General features: G+C 68.7%; 13 protein-coding genes and 1 pseudogene. 6 read left to right on the top strand and 8 right to left on the bottom strand.

Annotation, left to right across the window (positions count from 1 at the left end; genetic code table 11):
- Positions 1-290 precede the first annotated feature (290 nt).
- Together FGX59_RS39045 and FGX59_RS33975 are read left to right on the top strand one after the other, a co-directional pair.
- Positions 291-680, top strand: a pseudogene (locus tag FGX59_RS39045) (hypothetical protein); the annotation flags it as partial.
- Positions 670-1338 carry a transposase gene (locus FGX59_RS33975; protein ID WP_138472795.1) on the top strand — a complete coding sequence of 223 codons (669 nt, stop codon included), beginning with the start codon at positions 670-672 and terminating at the stop codon, positions 1336-1338. The pseudogene FGX59_RS39045 and the gene FGX59_RS33975, both read left to right, overlap by 11 nt.
- 170 nt (positions 1339-1508) lie before the next feature.
- Here the strand turns inward: FGX59_RS33975 and FGX59_RS33970 are convergent, their stop codons facing one another.
- Positions 1509-2372: an alpha/beta fold hydrolase gene (locus FGX59_RS33970; protein WP_138472794.1), complete on the bottom strand. Its 864-nt coding sequence runs from the start codon at positions 2370-2372 to the stop codon at positions 1509-1511.
- The gene (locus tag FGX59_RS33965) at positions 2369-2752 is read right to left on the bottom strand and encodes a hypothetical protein (protein WP_138472792.1); all 384 of its coding nucleotides are present in this window, start codon (positions 2750-2752) and stop codon (positions 2369-2371) included. Before FGX59_RS33965 ends, FGX59_RS33970 begins: the two co-directional genes overlap by 4 nt.
- A gap of 235 nt (positions 2753-2987) precedes the next feature.
- On the opposite strand from FGX59_RS33965, the gene FGX59_RS33960 reads away from it, so the two are divergent.
- The gene (locus FGX59_RS33960; protein ID WP_138472791.1) at positions 2988-3863 is read left to right on the top strand and encodes a dioxygenase; all 876 of its coding nucleotides are present in this window, start codon (positions 2988-2990) and stop codon (positions 3861-3863) included.
- Positions 3864-4004: 141 nt separating this feature from the next.
- On the top strand, positions 4005-4901 hold the full coding sequence (locus tag FGX59_RS33955) for a LysR family transcriptional regulator (protein ID WP_138472789.1): 897 nt from the start codon (positions 4005-4007) through the stop codon (positions 4899-4901).
- A gap of 13 nt (positions 4902-4914) precedes the next feature.
- On the opposite strand, the gene FGX59_RS33950 is transcribed toward FGX59_RS33955, so the two are convergent.
- A complete protein-coding gene (locus FGX59_RS33950; protein WP_138472787.1) occupies positions 4915-6066 on the bottom strand; it encodes a muconate cycloisomerase family protein in 1152 nt (383 codons plus the stop codon).
- 224 nt (positions 6067-6290) lie between these two features.
- Between FGX59_RS33950 and FGX59_RS33945 the strand changes: the two genes are divergently transcribed.
- A complete protein-coding gene (locus tag FGX59_RS33945) occupies positions 6291-7142 on the top strand; it encodes a bestrophin family protein (RefSeq protein ID WP_138472786.1) in 852 nt (283 codons plus the stop codon).
- 67 nt (positions 7143-7209) lie between these two features.
- On the opposite strand, the gene FGX59_RS33940 is transcribed toward FGX59_RS33945, so the two are convergent.
- The 5 genes from FGX59_RS33940 to FGX59_RS33920 all read right to left on the bottom strand — a co-directional run bounded on the left by FGX59_RS33940 (position 7210) and on the right by FGX59_RS33920 (position 12376).
- Complete coding sequence (locus FGX59_RS33940; protein WP_138472784.1) at positions 7210-8541, bottom strand: aromatic acid/H+ symport family MFS transporter; 1332 nt, start codon at positions 8539-8541, stop codon at positions 7210-7212.
- Positions 8542-8627: 86 nt separating this feature from the next.
- Complete coding sequence (benD, locus tag FGX59_RS33935; protein ID WP_138472783.1) at positions 8628-9437, bottom strand: benzoate diol dehydrogenase BenD; 810 nt, start codon at positions 9435-9437, stop codon at positions 8628-8630.
- A complete protein-coding gene (benC, locus tag FGX59_RS33930; protein WP_138472781.1) occupies positions 9434-10453 on the bottom strand; it encodes a benzoate 1,2-dioxygenase electron transfer component BenC in 1020 nt (339 codons plus the stop codon). Before benC ends, benD begins: the two co-directional genes overlap by 4 nt.
- Before the next feature lie 31 nt (positions 10454-10484).
- Entirely contained in the window at positions 10485-10991 is a 507-nt protein-coding gene (gene benB, locus FGX59_RS33925; protein ID WP_138472780.1) for a benzoate 1,2-dioxygenase small subunit, read from the bottom strand.
- A gap of 11 nt (positions 10992-11002) precedes the next feature.
- Positions 11003-12376, bottom strand: a complete 1374-nt coding sequence (locus FGX59_RS33920; RefSeq protein ID WP_138472777.1) for a Rieske 2Fe-2S domain-containing protein — start codon at positions 12374-12376, stop codon at positions 11003-11005.
- A gap of 430 nt (positions 12377-12806) precedes the next feature.
- On the opposite strand from FGX59_RS33920, the gene FGX59_RS33915 reads away from it, so the two are divergent.
- Positions 12807-13754, top strand: coding sequence for a LysR family transcriptional regulator (locus FGX59_RS33915; protein WP_138472775.1), 948 nt, complete (start codon positions 12807-12809; stop codon positions 13752-13754).
- Positions 13755-14185: the final 431 nt, after the last annotated feature.

The raw sequence follows: 14185 nt of genomic DNA, 5'->3' as shown, positions 1-14185 counted from the left end.
CCGACTCCCGCAGCACGGGCAGCTGGCCGAAGAGGCGGTCGAGCGGGCGCTGATCTCGATCGCACCGTAACGGGTGCAAACATTTTCGACGACGAGGCCCACCGGAGTCAGCGCCTTCATGTCAAGACGTGCCATCGTGTTTATCCTTCTGAACTTACGTCAGAAAAGATAGTCGCCGCGCGTGCGCGGCCTGCATCAAAATTGAGTCAGAGCCAGTTTTGCATGCTATTTGACATTCTGGAGTGAGGCGTGAATGCGCCACTGGTTCGAGCATAACGCCGAACACGGACGGGGCTCCGTGGCGGAACCTTCCGGAAGAGTTCGGAAAATGGGGGTCCGTCTACCGCCAGTTCCGGCGCTGGAATGAGCCATCCGCGCCATCGGTCCGAGCGCGATGGCGAATGCCGGGCTATGGGAGAGCATCCTGCTCTTCCTCACCGGTAGCGACCTCGTTCCCGCCCGTGTCCAGATGATCGACAATGAGGCGCAAGCGCCACTGGTCCGAGCGCAGCGCCGGATGGTGATCCGCGCCCGTCAGCAGGCAGCGGGTTCAAGGGCGGACTCGGAAAGAAGGTTTCCGCCGTTCTCGACTGTCGGGCGGGAAAACGGTCCCGCGGATCGTTTTCTGATCCGCCTTCCACTTCACGACCAGGATCCACCTCCGGGTGAATGGCGGGGGTCCGCGCCATCCTGGCTGCGCGCAAGCCGAACCGGAACAGCATGATCGCACTGGAAATGCCGCTGCGCGGGCTGCTTCGCAACTTCGGCCTGACGGCCGACGCCATCTCGCGCGGCAGGTTCGAGGCCCGGACCCGGGAATCGGGGGCAGGTCCCACGATGCTCGAAACCGTGGCGGACCCCGTGCTGCGCCTGCGCGCGACCCTGCGCCTGGACCTGGCCGGGCTGGAAAAGCGGGTTCGGCACATGGCCTGCGGCGGCTCGGTCCGCCTGCGCCTGGTGGCCATGCCCGGCGCCGGAGCCGTCGCCGCGCCTGCCTGCCGCTCTGCCGTCGACGACGCTGCACGCTTGCGGTCGACGAAGAATGCCGGCCCTCGGCTCGGACGGACGCCCTGTCGCAGCCCGTCCGGCGAGAGGGATGTCCCGGGCCGCATCGCCAAGGCCGGGGACGTGACCCTCGGGCGTGCCCTGTGCCGGGCGGCGACCGTCATGCCGGACCTGGGGCGTGGAGGCGCGCTCCGCACGCGGGCATCCCTCGTCGCCAGACGCCGAGGACGCAAACGCGCAACGGCGGCCCTGGCAGGGCGCATGGCCGTCGTGATGCACCGGATGGGGATCGATGGCACAGCCTTCAGGATGGAGACCGCGCCTACGACCTGACCCCGACCGTTTCCCCTGGCCGATCGCAGGCTCGCGGGGTCCCGGAGGGTCTGCGGACAGGGCAGCAAGACGGCAGCCGGACCGCCCGAGCCAGACCAGCCCGCCGACGGGATCGTATCAGCTGGCTGAAGGCTCTTGGCGACGACAGTGCCGTTACCGGCGGCCCGAGCCTAGTCCGCGTGTTCGGGCGTTTTCGCGGGCTGCATCCGCGCCAGCGCGTCGACGAAGAACGGACGGAAGCCCGCCGGGTGCTCGCTCATCGGGAAATGGCCGAGCTCCTCCATCACCGACAGGGTCGCGCCCGGGATGGCATCGGCGGTGCGGCGGGCATCCTCGGGGGTGCAGGTGAAGTCATAGGCCCCCACGATCAGGTGCACCGGCGTCTGCGCCGTGTCGATGTCCTTCAGCCGCCCGACCAGGCTGTCGTCGCGGGTGTAGAAGCTCAGGTCGCCGCGGAACACGCCCGGCCCCGAGGACATGAACATCCACAGCGTGTTCCAGCGCTCTGCCTCGGGCGCGAAGGGCGAGATATTGGTCGAGACCAGCGCCGCGCCCATCTCGCCGCCATGGGCGTCCGGGCGGTGGAACCAGTCGATATCGTACCAGGCCGGCTGGAAATCCGAGGCCTCGATCGCGACGAAGCCCGAGAACCGCTCAGGATGCCGCGCCGCGAGCTGCAGGGCGATCCGCCCGCCCATCGAGCAGCCCGCCAGCACCGGCCGGTCGAGCCCCAGCGTCTCGGCGACCTTCAGCACGGATTCCATGTAGACCTCGGTGGTCAGCAGGTACTCCTCGGTCTGGAACCCCTCCGGCGGCAGCGACTTGCCGTGCCAGGGCAGGTCGAAGGCGATGATCCGGTGGTCGCAGGTGATCTCCGCGTCGTTGAGGATGTGGCGCCACTGGCGGGTATCGGCCCCGGCCGTGTGCAGGCAGAGGACCGGACGCCCCTGCCCGGCCTCCTCGAAATAGATGCGCTGGCGGCGCCCGGCGATCTCCGCCGTCAGGTAGCGCCCGGTGATGGCCTCGACGGTCATGCCGCGTCCTCCGTTCTCGCGGCCCGGGGCAGCGCCAGGACCTCCTTGATGAAGCGCAGGTTCTTCACCAGCGCCAGCATGTCGCCCAGGATCCGCGCCCGGCCGATCTTCACCAGGGCGAAGATGTCGTGGAACCCGGCCGCGGGGACCGGCTGCCAGAAGGCCTCGAGCGCGGCGCGGTCGGTGACGAGGGCGAAGCGCCAGGGCGTCTTCTTCGACGGTCCGGGCGTCACCGAGACCAGATGGCCCTTCTCGAAGACAAGGTAGATCTCCTCGCCGTCCACCTCGACCAGGACGGTCTCGGAAAACAAGGCGCCGATGCGGTGCAGATGCGGACGCGTTTCCAGCGCCGCCTGAATCTCGCGGAATTTCTCCAGCATGGGTCCTCCTGGCTCTGCGGCCTGCTGCCGCCAAACCTGCGCTTTCCGCCGCGACTTGCAATATCGTGCGGGGTATGCGCCGATACCCTCCCGGGCTTTGCGATTGCTGCGCTGCAGCATAGTATCGCGCAATACTTTTACGGGCATTGGGTCGGCGCGCCGGATCGGCAAACCTGCCACTCGACCGGAAGGCCCGCCCAAAGCGGCATGGGCCCGGCATAAGGAGGAGGCCCCCATGGGCAAGGTCACGCTAGACAACATCACCGACATCGTCATTTCCTCGCTCGGCCAGAACGGCGAGATCGACAGCCGCCAGCGCGAGATCATGACATCGCTGATCCGCCACCTGCACGGCTTCGTGAAGGACGTCCGGCTGCAGCATCACGAATTCCTCGCCGCCTGCGACTACCTCGCCCGGGCCGGCCAGACCTGCGATGACAAGCGCCAGGAATTCATCCTGCTCGGCGATATCGTCGGCGTCGAGGTGCTGGTCGACATGCTGACCAATGTCGCCGATGGCGCGGAGTCCGAATCCACCGTGCTCGGCCCGTTCTACCGCGACAACCCGCCGGTCCTGCCGAAGGGCGCCTCGACCGTGCAGAAGGCCTTCGACACCCAGGAAAGCGTGTATTTCGAGGGCCATATCCGCGATGCCGAGGGCAATCCGCTGGCCGGGGTGATCCTCGACGTCTGGGAGGACGCGCCGAACGGGCTCTACGAGAACCACGATCCCGACCAGCCCGATTTCAACCTGCGCGGCCGGTTCGAGACCGACGAGGACGGCCATTACGCCTTCCGCGCCATCCGCCCCGTTCCCTATCCGATCCCCTCGGACGAGACCGCGGGCGAGCTGCTGCGCTTCATGGGCCACCATCCGAACCGCCCCGGCCACATGCATTTCATGATCGCCAAGGACGGCTACCGGACACTGATCAGCCAGATCTTCGACAGCTCCTCGGACTGGCTCGACAATGACAGCGTCTTCGCGGTCAAGGACAGCCTGGTCGGCGAGTTCGTCCCGGCGCCCGGGGAGCTCGGCACCGATCTCTACGTGAAATTCGACTTCGTGCTGGCCCGCGCCACGGCGGCCGCCTCGCTCGCCGCCGAATAGACAGTCCCATAGGCGCAACGGTCGCGGCCCCCGGCGGAGAGGATCTGCCGGGGGCCGCGCGTTTTCCGCTGTCCGGGCCTCTGGCGCGGGACGGCGATCCGGGGCAGTCTGCGCCTGCTGACGCCCCGCGGGAGACCGGACGTGAACCTCAAGCAGCTCAAGTACTTCATGGCGGTGGCCGAGGAACTGCATTTCGGCCGCGCGGCCGAGCGGCTCGGCATCGCCCAGCCGCCGCTGTCGCGGCAGATCAAGCAGTTCGAGGAGGATATCGGCGCGCTGCTCTTCAACCGCGGCCGTTCGGCGATCTCGCTGACCCAGGCGGGCGAGCGGATGAAGGCCCGCGGCGAGCAGATCCTGCGGCTGATCGCCGATACCGAGCTCGAGGTGCGCCGCCTCGGCCAGGGGGCCGAAGGCCGGCTGCGGGTCGGCTTCGTCGGCTCCTCGACCTACGGCATCCTGCCCAATATCGTGAAGTCCTTCCGCGCCCACTATCCGCAGATCAGCCTGTCGCTGCTGCCGATGAACAATGCCCAGCTGCACCGCCAGCTGGTGGCGCGCGAGATCGACCTGGCCTTCGCCCGGCCGGCGCTGAAGGATGCCGAATTCGCCAAGATCCGCCTGATGGACGAGCCGCTGGTGCTGGCGGCGCCCGACACGTTCGATGCCGGGCGCGGCGACCGGGTGGCGCCGGGCGACCTGGAGGGGCGCAATGTCGTGCTCTACCCGGAATTCCCGCGGCCGAGCTACGCCGATTTCGTGCTGGAGCATTGCGCGGCGCAGGGGCTCGACATTCCGGCCGCCTGCCGCGTCTTCGCGATGGATCTGCAGACCTCGCTCAGCCTCGTGGCGATCGGCGAGGGCGTGTGCATCGTCCCCGCCTCGGTCTCCACGGCCAGCCGCAACGGCATCCGCTACCTGCGCTTCGAGCCGGAGCTGGGCAGCACCGAGCTGTCGCTGAACTACCGCATCGACGAACAGGGCGTGCATGTGCGGAACTTCGTCCGCATCGCCCAGTCCGTCGCGCGGAAGCTGGTCTGAACCGGGCGGCGCGCTATTCGGCGACGATGCCCGCGGCCGCGGGTCCGGGACGGCCGCGGCGGTAATAGGCGGCCTTCTCCTCGTCGAGCGTGACGCCGATCCCCGGCCCTTCGGGCAGCAGGATGCGGAAATCCCTCACCTCGAGCGGCTTGACCAGGATCTCGTCGGTGAAAAGCAGCGGCCCGAAGAGCTCGCAGCCCCAGTCCCAGCGCTCCACCGTGCAGAAGAGCTGCAGCGCCGCCGCCGTGGCCACGCCCGATTCCAGCATCGTGCCGCCATAGAGACCGATCCCCGCCGCCTGGGCGATGGCGATCACCTCCGCGGCCGGGGCCAGCCCGCCCGATTGCGCCACCTTCACCGCGAAGGCGTCCGCGGCGCGGTCGGCGGCATGGCGCAGCGCGTCCACCGGGCCGTTCAGCGCCTCGTCCGCCATCACCGCGATGGAAGAGCCGTCGGTCAGCGATTTCAGCTGGTCTCGGAAGCGGCCGTCGATCGGCTGCTCGGCCATGGCGACGCCGATCTCCTCGAGCCCGCGCAGCCCGATCCGCGCGGTCTGCAGGTCCCAGGCCTGGTTGACGTCGACCGTCAGCCGCGCCCGGTCGCCCAGCGCCGCCGCAATCCGGCCGACATGGGCCAGGTCGTCCTTCAGCGCGCGCTTGCCGATCTTCAGCTTGAACTGCCGGTGGCGCCGTGCCGCCAGCATCTCCTCGGCCTCCTCGATGTCGCGCTCGGAATTGCCCGAGGCCAGCGTCCAGGCCAGCTCGATCCCGTCGGTCACGGCGCCGCCGAAAAGCTGCGCCACGGACACGCCGAGCCGCCGCCCCAGCCCGTCCCAGAGCGCCATCTCCACCGCCGCGCGGGCGATCGGGTTGCCGCGGACCGACTTCTCGATCAGCCGCCGCGCGGCCGAGATATTGTCGCCGTCGCTGCCCTGCAGCGCGGGGGCGATATAGCTGTCGATCGCCGCCTTGATGCTTTCGGGGCTCTCGGTGCCGTAGCTCAGCCCGCCGATCGACGTGCCCTCGCCCAGCCCCTCGGAGCCGTCGGAAAAGCGGATGCGGACCAGCACGATGGACTGGACCGTCATGGTCGCCATCGAGAGCACGTGGCCCCGGATGGTCGGCAGATCGATGATCTCGGTGGTAATGCGGTCTATCCTGGTCATGTCCTCGGTCTTTCCTGGCCGGTCGCTGTGCTGCAGAATGGCCCGCCGGGGCGGTCCCAGTCCAATACCGGAAGGGTCTCGGGCAATACCCCGCATTCCGGCCCGGAATGGGACATCCTGTCCGCGCAACGGCGCTTGCCCGCGGCGCGGCACGGCGCTAGCGCTGCGCCGCGGCAGCCGCTCCGCGCAGGACGGGGCGGGCCGGGCAGAAGGTTCCTCCCCCCGTGATCCTCCGTAAACGTCCCAGCATGTTCGGGCTCTTCTTCGTGCTGAAGGGCTCGATCATCCAGCGCATCTGGATCCAGGTGCTCGCCATCGTGGCGATCTCGGTCGCCGTGGTCGGATTCCATCGCAGCGTGCCGGGGATCGTCCCGTCGCTGGACCCCTCGCCCTTCGCGCTGATCGGCATCGCGCTGTCGATCTTCCTCAGCTTCCGCAACGGCGCCTGCTACGACCGCTGGTGGGAGGCGCGCAAGCTCTGGGGGCTGATGATCCAGACCTCCCGCGACCTGTTGCGCCAGACCGTCACGCTCGAGGGCAGCGAGGAGCGCCGCCGCCTGCTGCTGCCGGTCGTCGACTTCGCCCGGCTCTCGGCGGCGCAGCTGCGCGGCAGCCAAGGCCCCCGCAGCGCCGACGACGCCCTGGCCGAGACCGGCCGCACCGTCTCGGAGCTCGAGCGCAAAGGCCGGCTGACCACGGTCGAGGCCTTGGTGCTGCACGAGAGCCTGAACCGGATGTCCCAGGCGCTGCTGGGCTGCGAGCGGCTGGCGAGCACGCCGGTGCCCTTCGCCTATACGCTGCTCCTCCACCGCACGGCCTATATCTACTGCACCATCCTGCCCTTCGGCTTCGCCGACACGCTGGGCTGGGTGGCGCCGCTGGCCGCCGGGCTCGTCGCCTATGCCTTCTTCGGGCTCGACGCCCTGGCCGAGGAGCTGGAGGAGCCCTTCTCGGACAAGCTCAACGCCCTGCCCCTGACCGCCTATGCGACCTCTGTGGAGATCGCGCTGCGCGGCGGGCTCGGCGACCGCGACCTGCCACCCGTGCCGACGCCCGTCGGCTTCGTGCTGCGCTAGAACGCGGAAGGCCCGGGGCGCGCGTGCATCCGCGTCCCGGGCCGGTCTCCGTCTCCGTGTCGTCCGCTCAGGTGGCGACCGCCTCCGGCACCGCCATGCGGCGGGCATTGGCGAGCCCGAAGACCGCCATCGCGATGGCCGAAACCGCGGCCGGGATGGCGAAGATCAGGAAGTTCTGCTGCAGCGGGTACCGCTGCGCCAGCAGGAGCCCGCCGATGGTTGGCCCGGCGATGGCGCCGATCCGCCCCACGCCCGAGGCCCAGCCGAGCCCGGTGGAGCGCACCGAGAGCGGGTAGAGCTGCGCGACCGAGGCATAGAGCAGGATCTGCGTGCCGATCGTCGTGGCGCCCGCCACGAAGACCAGCGCGAAGAGCACCGAGGCCGGCGGGGTCGAGCCGATGAAGGCGATCGACAGCGCGGCCAGCACGAAGAAGCCGACCACCACTTTCGGCAGCCCGAACCGGTCGCCCAGGCGTCCGCCCAGGATCGCCCCGGCCATGCCGCCGAAATTCAGCCCGAAGAGGTTCAGGAGGCTCGCCTTCTCGGCATAGCCCGCCTCCTGCAGCACCTTGGGCAGCCAGCTCGACAGCAGGTAGACCAGCAGCAGGCAGCAGAAGAACGAGGCCCAGAGCATCGCGGTGGGCACCAGCCGCCGGTCGCGGAAGAGCTCGGCGATGGAGGCGGAGCCGCCCTTGGCCTCGTGATAGGACAGCTCGTCCGCGGGGCCGAGCTTCAGCGCGGGGTCGATCTGCGCCATGATCCCGCGCGCCTTCTCCTGATGGCCCTCGCGGATCAAGAAGCCCAGGCTCTCGGGCAGCTTCCACAGGATGAAGGGCAGCAGCGCCAGCGGCAGCGCCGCGACGAAGAACATCGGCTGCCAGCCATGGACCGGGATCACCCAGATGCCCAGCATCGCCGCGACCATGCCGCCGACCGAGTAGCCCGAGAACATCAGCGCGACCATGGTGGAGCGCAGCCGCTTCGGCGCGTATTCGTTCATCAGTGCCACGGCATTCGGCATCAGCCCGCCGCAGCCAAGCCCGGCGATGAAGCGGAAGACCTTGAACTGCTCGGGGGTCTGGGCAAAGCCGGTCAGCAGTGTCGAGACGGTGAACAGCAGGAAGCTGACCGCGATCCCCTTCTTGCGGCCGAGCCGGTCGGCGAGCGGACCCAGCGCCAGCGCGCCGAACATCATCCCGAAAAGCGCCCAGGCCTGCAGCGCCCCGGCCTGCGGCTTGGTCAGGCCCCATTCGCCGATCAGCCGCGGCAGCACGGTGCCCGCCACGAAGACGTCATAGCCGTCCACGATCAGCAGCAGCCCGCAGAGCGCCACCACCATCCACTGGAACCGGCCGAACGGGATCCGGTCCATGTGGTCCGTCACATCTATCTTGCGCATCTGTCTCCTCCCTATGGGTGTTCGCGCGTCGAGAATTCGCATTGCCCGGCGGCCCGCCTCCCGCGGCCGCCGGGCCTGTCCGGCCGCTAGCCGGTATCGCCGCCCGCGACGGGCAGCACCGATCCGGTGATGTAGGAGGCCTCGTCCGAGGCCAGGAACAGGATCGGCGCGACCTGCTCGGCCAGCGTCCCGTAGCGCTTCATCAGCGCCGAGTCCGTCACCTGCCCGACCACCTCGGCCATCCAGGCCTGCTCGTCGGAATTGTCGCCCTCGGCATTGCGGGGCACGCGGCGCGCGGGCGCCTCGGTGCCGCCGGGGGCGGTGGCGACGACGCGGATGTTCTGCGGCGCCAGCTCCATCGCCAGCGCGCTGGTGACCGCGTTCACCCCGCCCTTGGCCGCCGAATAGGGCACCCGGTGGATGCCGCGGGTGGCATTGGAGGAGACATTGACGATCGTGCCGCCGCCGCGGGCGAAGAGATGCGGCAGGACCGCGTGGCAGCAGTTCAGCGTGGGCATCAGCGAGCGGCGGATCTCGGCCTCGATCTGGGCGGGCTCGAATTCGGCGAAGGGGCGCATGCGGATCGCGCCGCCGACATTGTTGATCAGGATGTCGATCCCGCCGAAGGCCCCGGCCGCGCAGGCCATGGCCGCGGCCGCGCCTTCGTGGGTTTCCAGATCGGCCTCGAAGGCGCGGGCCCCGGGCCCGGCCTCGGCGGCGACATCGGCGACGAAGGCCGCGCGGTCGACGAAAAGCACCCGCCCTCCCTCGCGGGCGGCACGCAGCGCCACCTCGCGGCCGATGCCCTGCGCGGCGCCGGTGACGACCATCGCCTTGCCGGCGAAGCGGCCCTCGAAGGCCGGCGCGGCCTTCAGGTTCGCGAAAGGCGCAGTCATGCCGTGGCCTTCAGGACGGCGTTCGGCGTGAACTTCTCGTAGTGGAAGCTCGCGGGCTCGATGCCGTTCTCGGCAAACCAGCCGCGCACTGCGTCGACCATCGGCGGCGGACCGCAGAGATAGGCGTCGAAGCCGCCCGGCTCCAGCAGCTCGCCCGGCATGTGCTGGGTGACCCAGCCCTTGCGCGGATGCGCCGACCCCGCATCGGCCACCACGGTCGCGTAGCTGAACCATGGCAGGCGGGCGGCATAGGCCTCCAGCGCCTCGACCAGCACCAGATCCTGGTCGCGGGTCACGCCGTAGACCAGGTGGATCCGCTCCTGGCTCTCCTGCCGCGCCAGCACTTCGAGCATCGACAGGAACGGGGCGAGCCCGGTGCCGCCGGCGAGGAAGAGGAGCGGCCGCGACACCTCGCGCAGGTAGAAGCTTCCCATCGGGCCGGTGACGGTCAGCGCGTCGCCGGGCTTTGCGCGGGCCAGGTAGCTGCCCATCACCCCGTCGGGGATCTTCTTGATCAGGAACTGCATCCGCCGCTCGCCCGGGGCCGAGCTGAAGGAGTAGGAGCGCGCCAGCCCCGCGCCCGGCACGTCGATATTGACATACTGCCCCGGCAGGAAGTCGGGCGCGGCCTCTGTCTCCAGCTCCAGCACCACGGCGGCATCCGCATGCGGCGCGATCTCGGCGACGGTGGCCTCGAAGCCCTGTGGCGCGATCTTGCAGGCGGTCGAGGCCACCGGCACCGACAGGACGCAGTCGCTCTCGACCGTCATCTGGCAGGTCAGGACCAGCCCTCCGGCGGCCTCGTCCTCGGTCAGCGCCTCGTCGATATAATCGTCGCCCAGCTCGAAGCGGCCCGACTCGGCGCGGCACTTGCAGGTGCCGCAGACCCCGTCGGAGCAGTCCATCGGCAGATTGACCTTCTGGCGGAAGGCGGCGTCAAGCACCGTCTCCCCTTCGTTGCAATCGACGAACCGGGTCACCCCGTCCTCGAAATTCAGCGCAATGCGGTAGGACATGCGCGCCTCCTCCTGTTCGGCTTGGGCGGGGTCAGACGTGGTAGACGTCGATGACCTGGCGGATGTAGTCGTTCTTCAGCACGATCTTCTTCGAGCAGATCAGCGGCCCTTCGGACGTGACGCGCAGCGTGGCGAAGATGGTGCCGAAGAACTGGTCGGTGACCTTGTAGCGGTGGTTGAGGGTGAGGAAGTTGTAGCGAAGGTCGATCTCTTCGCCGCGATCCTCCAGGATCTCCACGTTCAGCACGCTGTGGCTGGTGCGCGGCTCCGGTGTCGAGGCGCCCGAGCGCTCGGTCTTGATCCGGAACACCCGGTCCTCCAGCCCGCCGCGGTCGGGATAGTAGATCAGCGAGATCTGCGACTGCGGGTCCTCGGTGATCTGGTCGTCATCGTCCCAGGCCGGCATCCAGTAGTCGCAATCCTCGGCATAGAGCGTCAGCCACTCGTCCCATTGCCGGTCGTCGAGAAGCCGCGCCTCGCGGTAGAGGAAGGCGCAGATGGCGTCATGGCCCAGGGCGGGGCGGTGCACGATGGTCATGGGAACTCTCCTTATTCGGCGGCCAGAGCGGACGGGCCGCCTGCGGTTTCCTCGGCCAGGGCCTTCTTCATGGTCTCGACCCAGTAGGCGTGCTGGCGCACGAAGAGCCCCTCGTCCTCGGAGCGCTCGCCCGAGAGCTGCGGGGTCAGCCCCATCGCCCGGGCGTTGTCGTCCGGCCCCTCGATCCACAAGGGCGCGCCGCGGCTCATGTCGTTCCATTGCGCGGAGATCCCGGCATAGCCCTGCTGGCAGGCGCGGAACTCCTCCAGGTCGTCGGAGGTGCCCATGCCGGAGACGTTGAAGAAATCCTCGTACTGCCGGATCCGCGTGGCGCGGTCCTCGGCGCTCTCGCCCTTCGGCGCGAAGCAGAAGATGGTGATCTCGGTCCTGTCGACGCTGATCGGCCGGGTGACGCGGATCTGCGTCGAGAACTGGTCCATCAGGAAGACGTTGGGATAGAGGCACAGGTTGCGCGTCTGGCGGGTGATGAAATCCGCGCGGGTCTCGCCATGGCGGGCGATCAGGTCGTCGCGGCGGTTCCAGACCGGGCGCACCTCGGGGTTCATCGAATTGGTCCAGAGCAGGATATGGCCGTTCTCGAAGCCGTAGACCCCGGCGACCGACTTGCTCCAGCCATTGGCGTCGACCGCCTTGGTGCCCTCTTCCTTGCGGCGACCCATCGTGGCGGCGTAGTTCCAGTGGACCGAGCTGACATGGTAGCCGTCGCAGCCATTCTCCATCTGCAACTTCCAGTTGCCGTCGTAGATGTAGGAGGAGTTGCCGCGCAGCACCTCGAGCCCCTCCGGCGCCTGGTCGGCGATCTGGTCGATGATGACCCTGGTCTCGCCCAGGTAGTCCTCGAGCGGCGCGACATCCGGGTTGAGGCTGCCGAAGAGGAAGCCGCGGTAGCTGGCGAAGCGCGCCACCCGGGTCAGGTCATGCGAGCCGTCCTTGTTGAACTGCTCCGGGTACTGCGTGGTCTTGGCGTCCTTCACCTTCAGCAGCTTGCCGGAATTCGCGAAGGTCCAGCCATGGAACGGGCAGGTGAAGCTGCCCTTGTTGCCGTGCTTGCGGCGGCAGAGCATGGCGCCCTTGTGGGCGCAGGCATTGATCACGGCATGCAGCTCGCCCGCCTTGTCGCGGGTGACGATCACCGGCTGGCGGCCGATCTGGGTGGTGTAGTAGTCGTTCGGCTCGGGGATCTGGCTCTCATGCGCCAGGTAGACCCAGTTCGCCTCGAAGATGTGCTTCATCTCCAGCTCGAAAAGGTCGGGATCGGTGAAGATGTCCCGGCGGCAGCGGAACCGGCCGGTCTCCTTGTCGTCTTCCACGGCGTGTGCCAGCAGCTCGCCCAGATCGCGGGCCTTGTCGATGATCGCGGACATGCGTCTCTCCTTCCGGGATCAGCCCATGGCGGGGTCCCGGTCCTCTGGATTGCGGAAAATGGGGTCGCGGCGGCGCCGGTGGCGGGCGCCGGGAACGGTCAGGCCCGGCCGGGCGGACCGCGTCGGATGGCACTGGGCCGGAAATGGCTGCGCATGGCTGTCTCCTCCTCTGTCCTCTCCCCTCGCGGATCCCGCGCCTCTCCTCCTCCGGACAGGGCCTGCGGGTCCCTCCCTGCCGCGCCGGGCGGCGGGATCGGGGCCTTGCAAGGAAAGGTTGCACCCGTCCGGCGTGCCAAGTCCAAGACCGTTTCAGTCCGCTACTATACCCTGAAGGTATGAAAGCGCGAAAATCACCCTTGATTCAGACGTTTTTGCGCTGCAGCATACCCTTGAGGACGGGTGCGGGAGGCACCCCGGAGGAGGAAGGACCATGGATCTGCGGCAGCTCCGCTATTTCGCCGCCGTGGCGGAAGAGCGCAATTTCACCCGCGCGGCCGAGACGCTGAACATCGCCCAGCCGCCCCTGAGTCGCCAGATCCAGCTCCTGGAGGAAGAACTCGGCGTGACGCTGATCCTGCGCGGCAGCCGACCCCTGCGGCTGACCGATGCCGGGCGGCTCTTCCACGAGCAGGCGCTGCAGGTGCTCGGCCGGGTCGAGCAGATGGCCGAGGCGACCCGCCGCGTCGGGCGCAGCCAGAACAGCGTGGTGAAGATCGGCTTCGTGCCCTCGACGCTCTATGGCGGCCTGCCCTCGCTGGTGCGCAAGATGCGCCATGCCTCGCCCGGGCTCGAGATCCGGCTGGTCGAGATGGTCTCGCTGCAGCAGATCCACGCGCTGAAGGAGGGCCGGATCGATCTGGGCTTCGGCCGGCTGCGCCACAGCGATGCGGCCGTCACCGGCCTCGTCCTGCGCGAGGAGCGCCTGGCGGTGGCCCTGCCCGAGGGCCATGCCTTCGCCGCCTCCGCCGCCGCGCTGCCGGTCAAGGCGCTGGCCGGGCAGAAGCTGATCGTCTATCCCAAGGAGCCGCGGCCGAGCTATGCCGACCATGTGCTGCAGCTCCTCAACGGCCACGGCGTGCGGCCCTCCGAGCTCGAGGAGGTCAGCGAGCTGCAGACCGCGCTCGGCCTGGTGGCGGCCGAGGTCGGGCTCTGCGTCGTCCCGGCCTCCGCGCGGCGGCTGCGCGCCGATATCCGCTACCGCATCCTCGAGGGCGCGCAGGCGACGTCGCCGGTGGTGCTGAGCCACCGCGCCAGCGACTCCTCGCCCTATGTCGCCCTGGTGAAGCGGCTGATCGAGGAGATGTACGCCGAGAACCCGCCATGGCTCGCCCCCGAGGACAACCTCTCCGTCCATGGCAGCTTCGACACGACGGGCTAGCAGGCTGCAGAGATAGTCAGGCGCATGGAACGGCATGCGACGTTCTGCGGGCGGCCACGCAACTTTCCGGCGCTTTCTTGCCACGAGGGGCGCTGTCGCGCAAATCAGCTGGCGACCGCAGTTCCCCTTTCCCCGGACACATCTATCCTGCGGCCACGGTCATCGGGATGCCGAGGGCCGTGAAGCGGTTCATGAATGAGCGGCCAGCGCCATCGGTCAGAGCGTGGCCGCGAATGCGCGGAGCTGGACCTCGGCAACCTGGCGGTCGAAGGTGAGGCCTCGACCGCCATCGGTCCGAGGCCGATGCCGAACGGAGATCAGCCTCTGGCCCGGCAGCTTCACGCAGGTCATCCAATCGCCGGGGAAAAGGTCTCCCGGACCTTTTCCTGATCCGGCTCATATCTCCACCCTGCTGCGACGGTGGTAGCCGC

This window comes from Poseidonocella sp. HB161398 (genome assembly GCF_005870025.1).
Lineage (GTDB): Bacteria > Pseudomonadota > Alphaproteobacteria > Rhodobacterales > Rhodobacteraceae > Mangrovicoccus.
This window is presented reverse-complemented; position numbering and strand designations above follow the sequence as displayed.

Excerpts from the sequence above, each read along its gene's own strand:
- FGX59_RS33975 (WP_138472795.1), top strand. The coding sequence starts at position 670 with ATGGCGGGGGTCCGCGCCATCCTGGCTGCGCGCAAGCCGAACCGGAAC.
- FGX59_RS33970 (WP_138472794.1), bottom strand. The coding sequence starts at position 2,372 with ATGACCGTCGAGGCCATCACCGGGCGCTACCTGACGGCGGAGATCGCC.
- FGX59_RS33965 (WP_138472792.1), bottom strand. The coding sequence starts at position 2,752 with ATGCTGGAGAAATTCCGCGAGATTCAGGCGGCGCTGGAAACGCGTCCG.
- FGX59_RS33960 (WP_138472791.1), top strand. The coding sequence starts at position 2,988 with ATGGGCAAGGTCACGCTAGACAACATCACCGACATCGTCATTTCCTCG.
- FGX59_RS33950 (WP_138472787.1), bottom strand. The coding sequence starts at position 6,066 with ATGACCAGGATAGACCGCATTACCACCGAGATCATCGATCTGCCGACC.
- FGX59_RS33940 (WP_138472784.1), bottom strand. The coding sequence starts at position 8,541 with ATGCGCAAGATAGATGTGACGGACCACATGGACCGGATCCCGTTCGGC.
- benD (WP_138472783.1), bottom strand. The coding sequence starts at position 9,437 with ATGACTGCGCCTTTCGCGAACCTGAAGGCCGCGCCGGCCTTCGAGGGC.
- benC (WP_138472781.1), bottom strand. The coding sequence starts at position 10,453 with ATGTCCTACCGCATTGCGCTGAATTTCGAGGACGGGGTGACCCGGTTC.
- benB (WP_138472780.1), bottom strand. The coding sequence starts at position 10,991 with ATGACCATCGTGCACCGCCCCGCCCTGGGCCATGACGCCATCTGCGCC.
- FGX59_RS33920 (WP_138472777.1), bottom strand. The coding sequence starts at position 12,376 with ATGTCCGCGATCATCGACAAGGCCCGCGATCTGGGCGAGCTGCTGGCA.
- FGX59_RS33915 (WP_138472775.1), top strand. The coding sequence starts at position 12,807 with ATGGATCTGCGGCAGCTCCGCTATTTCGCCGCCGTGGCGGAAGAGCGC.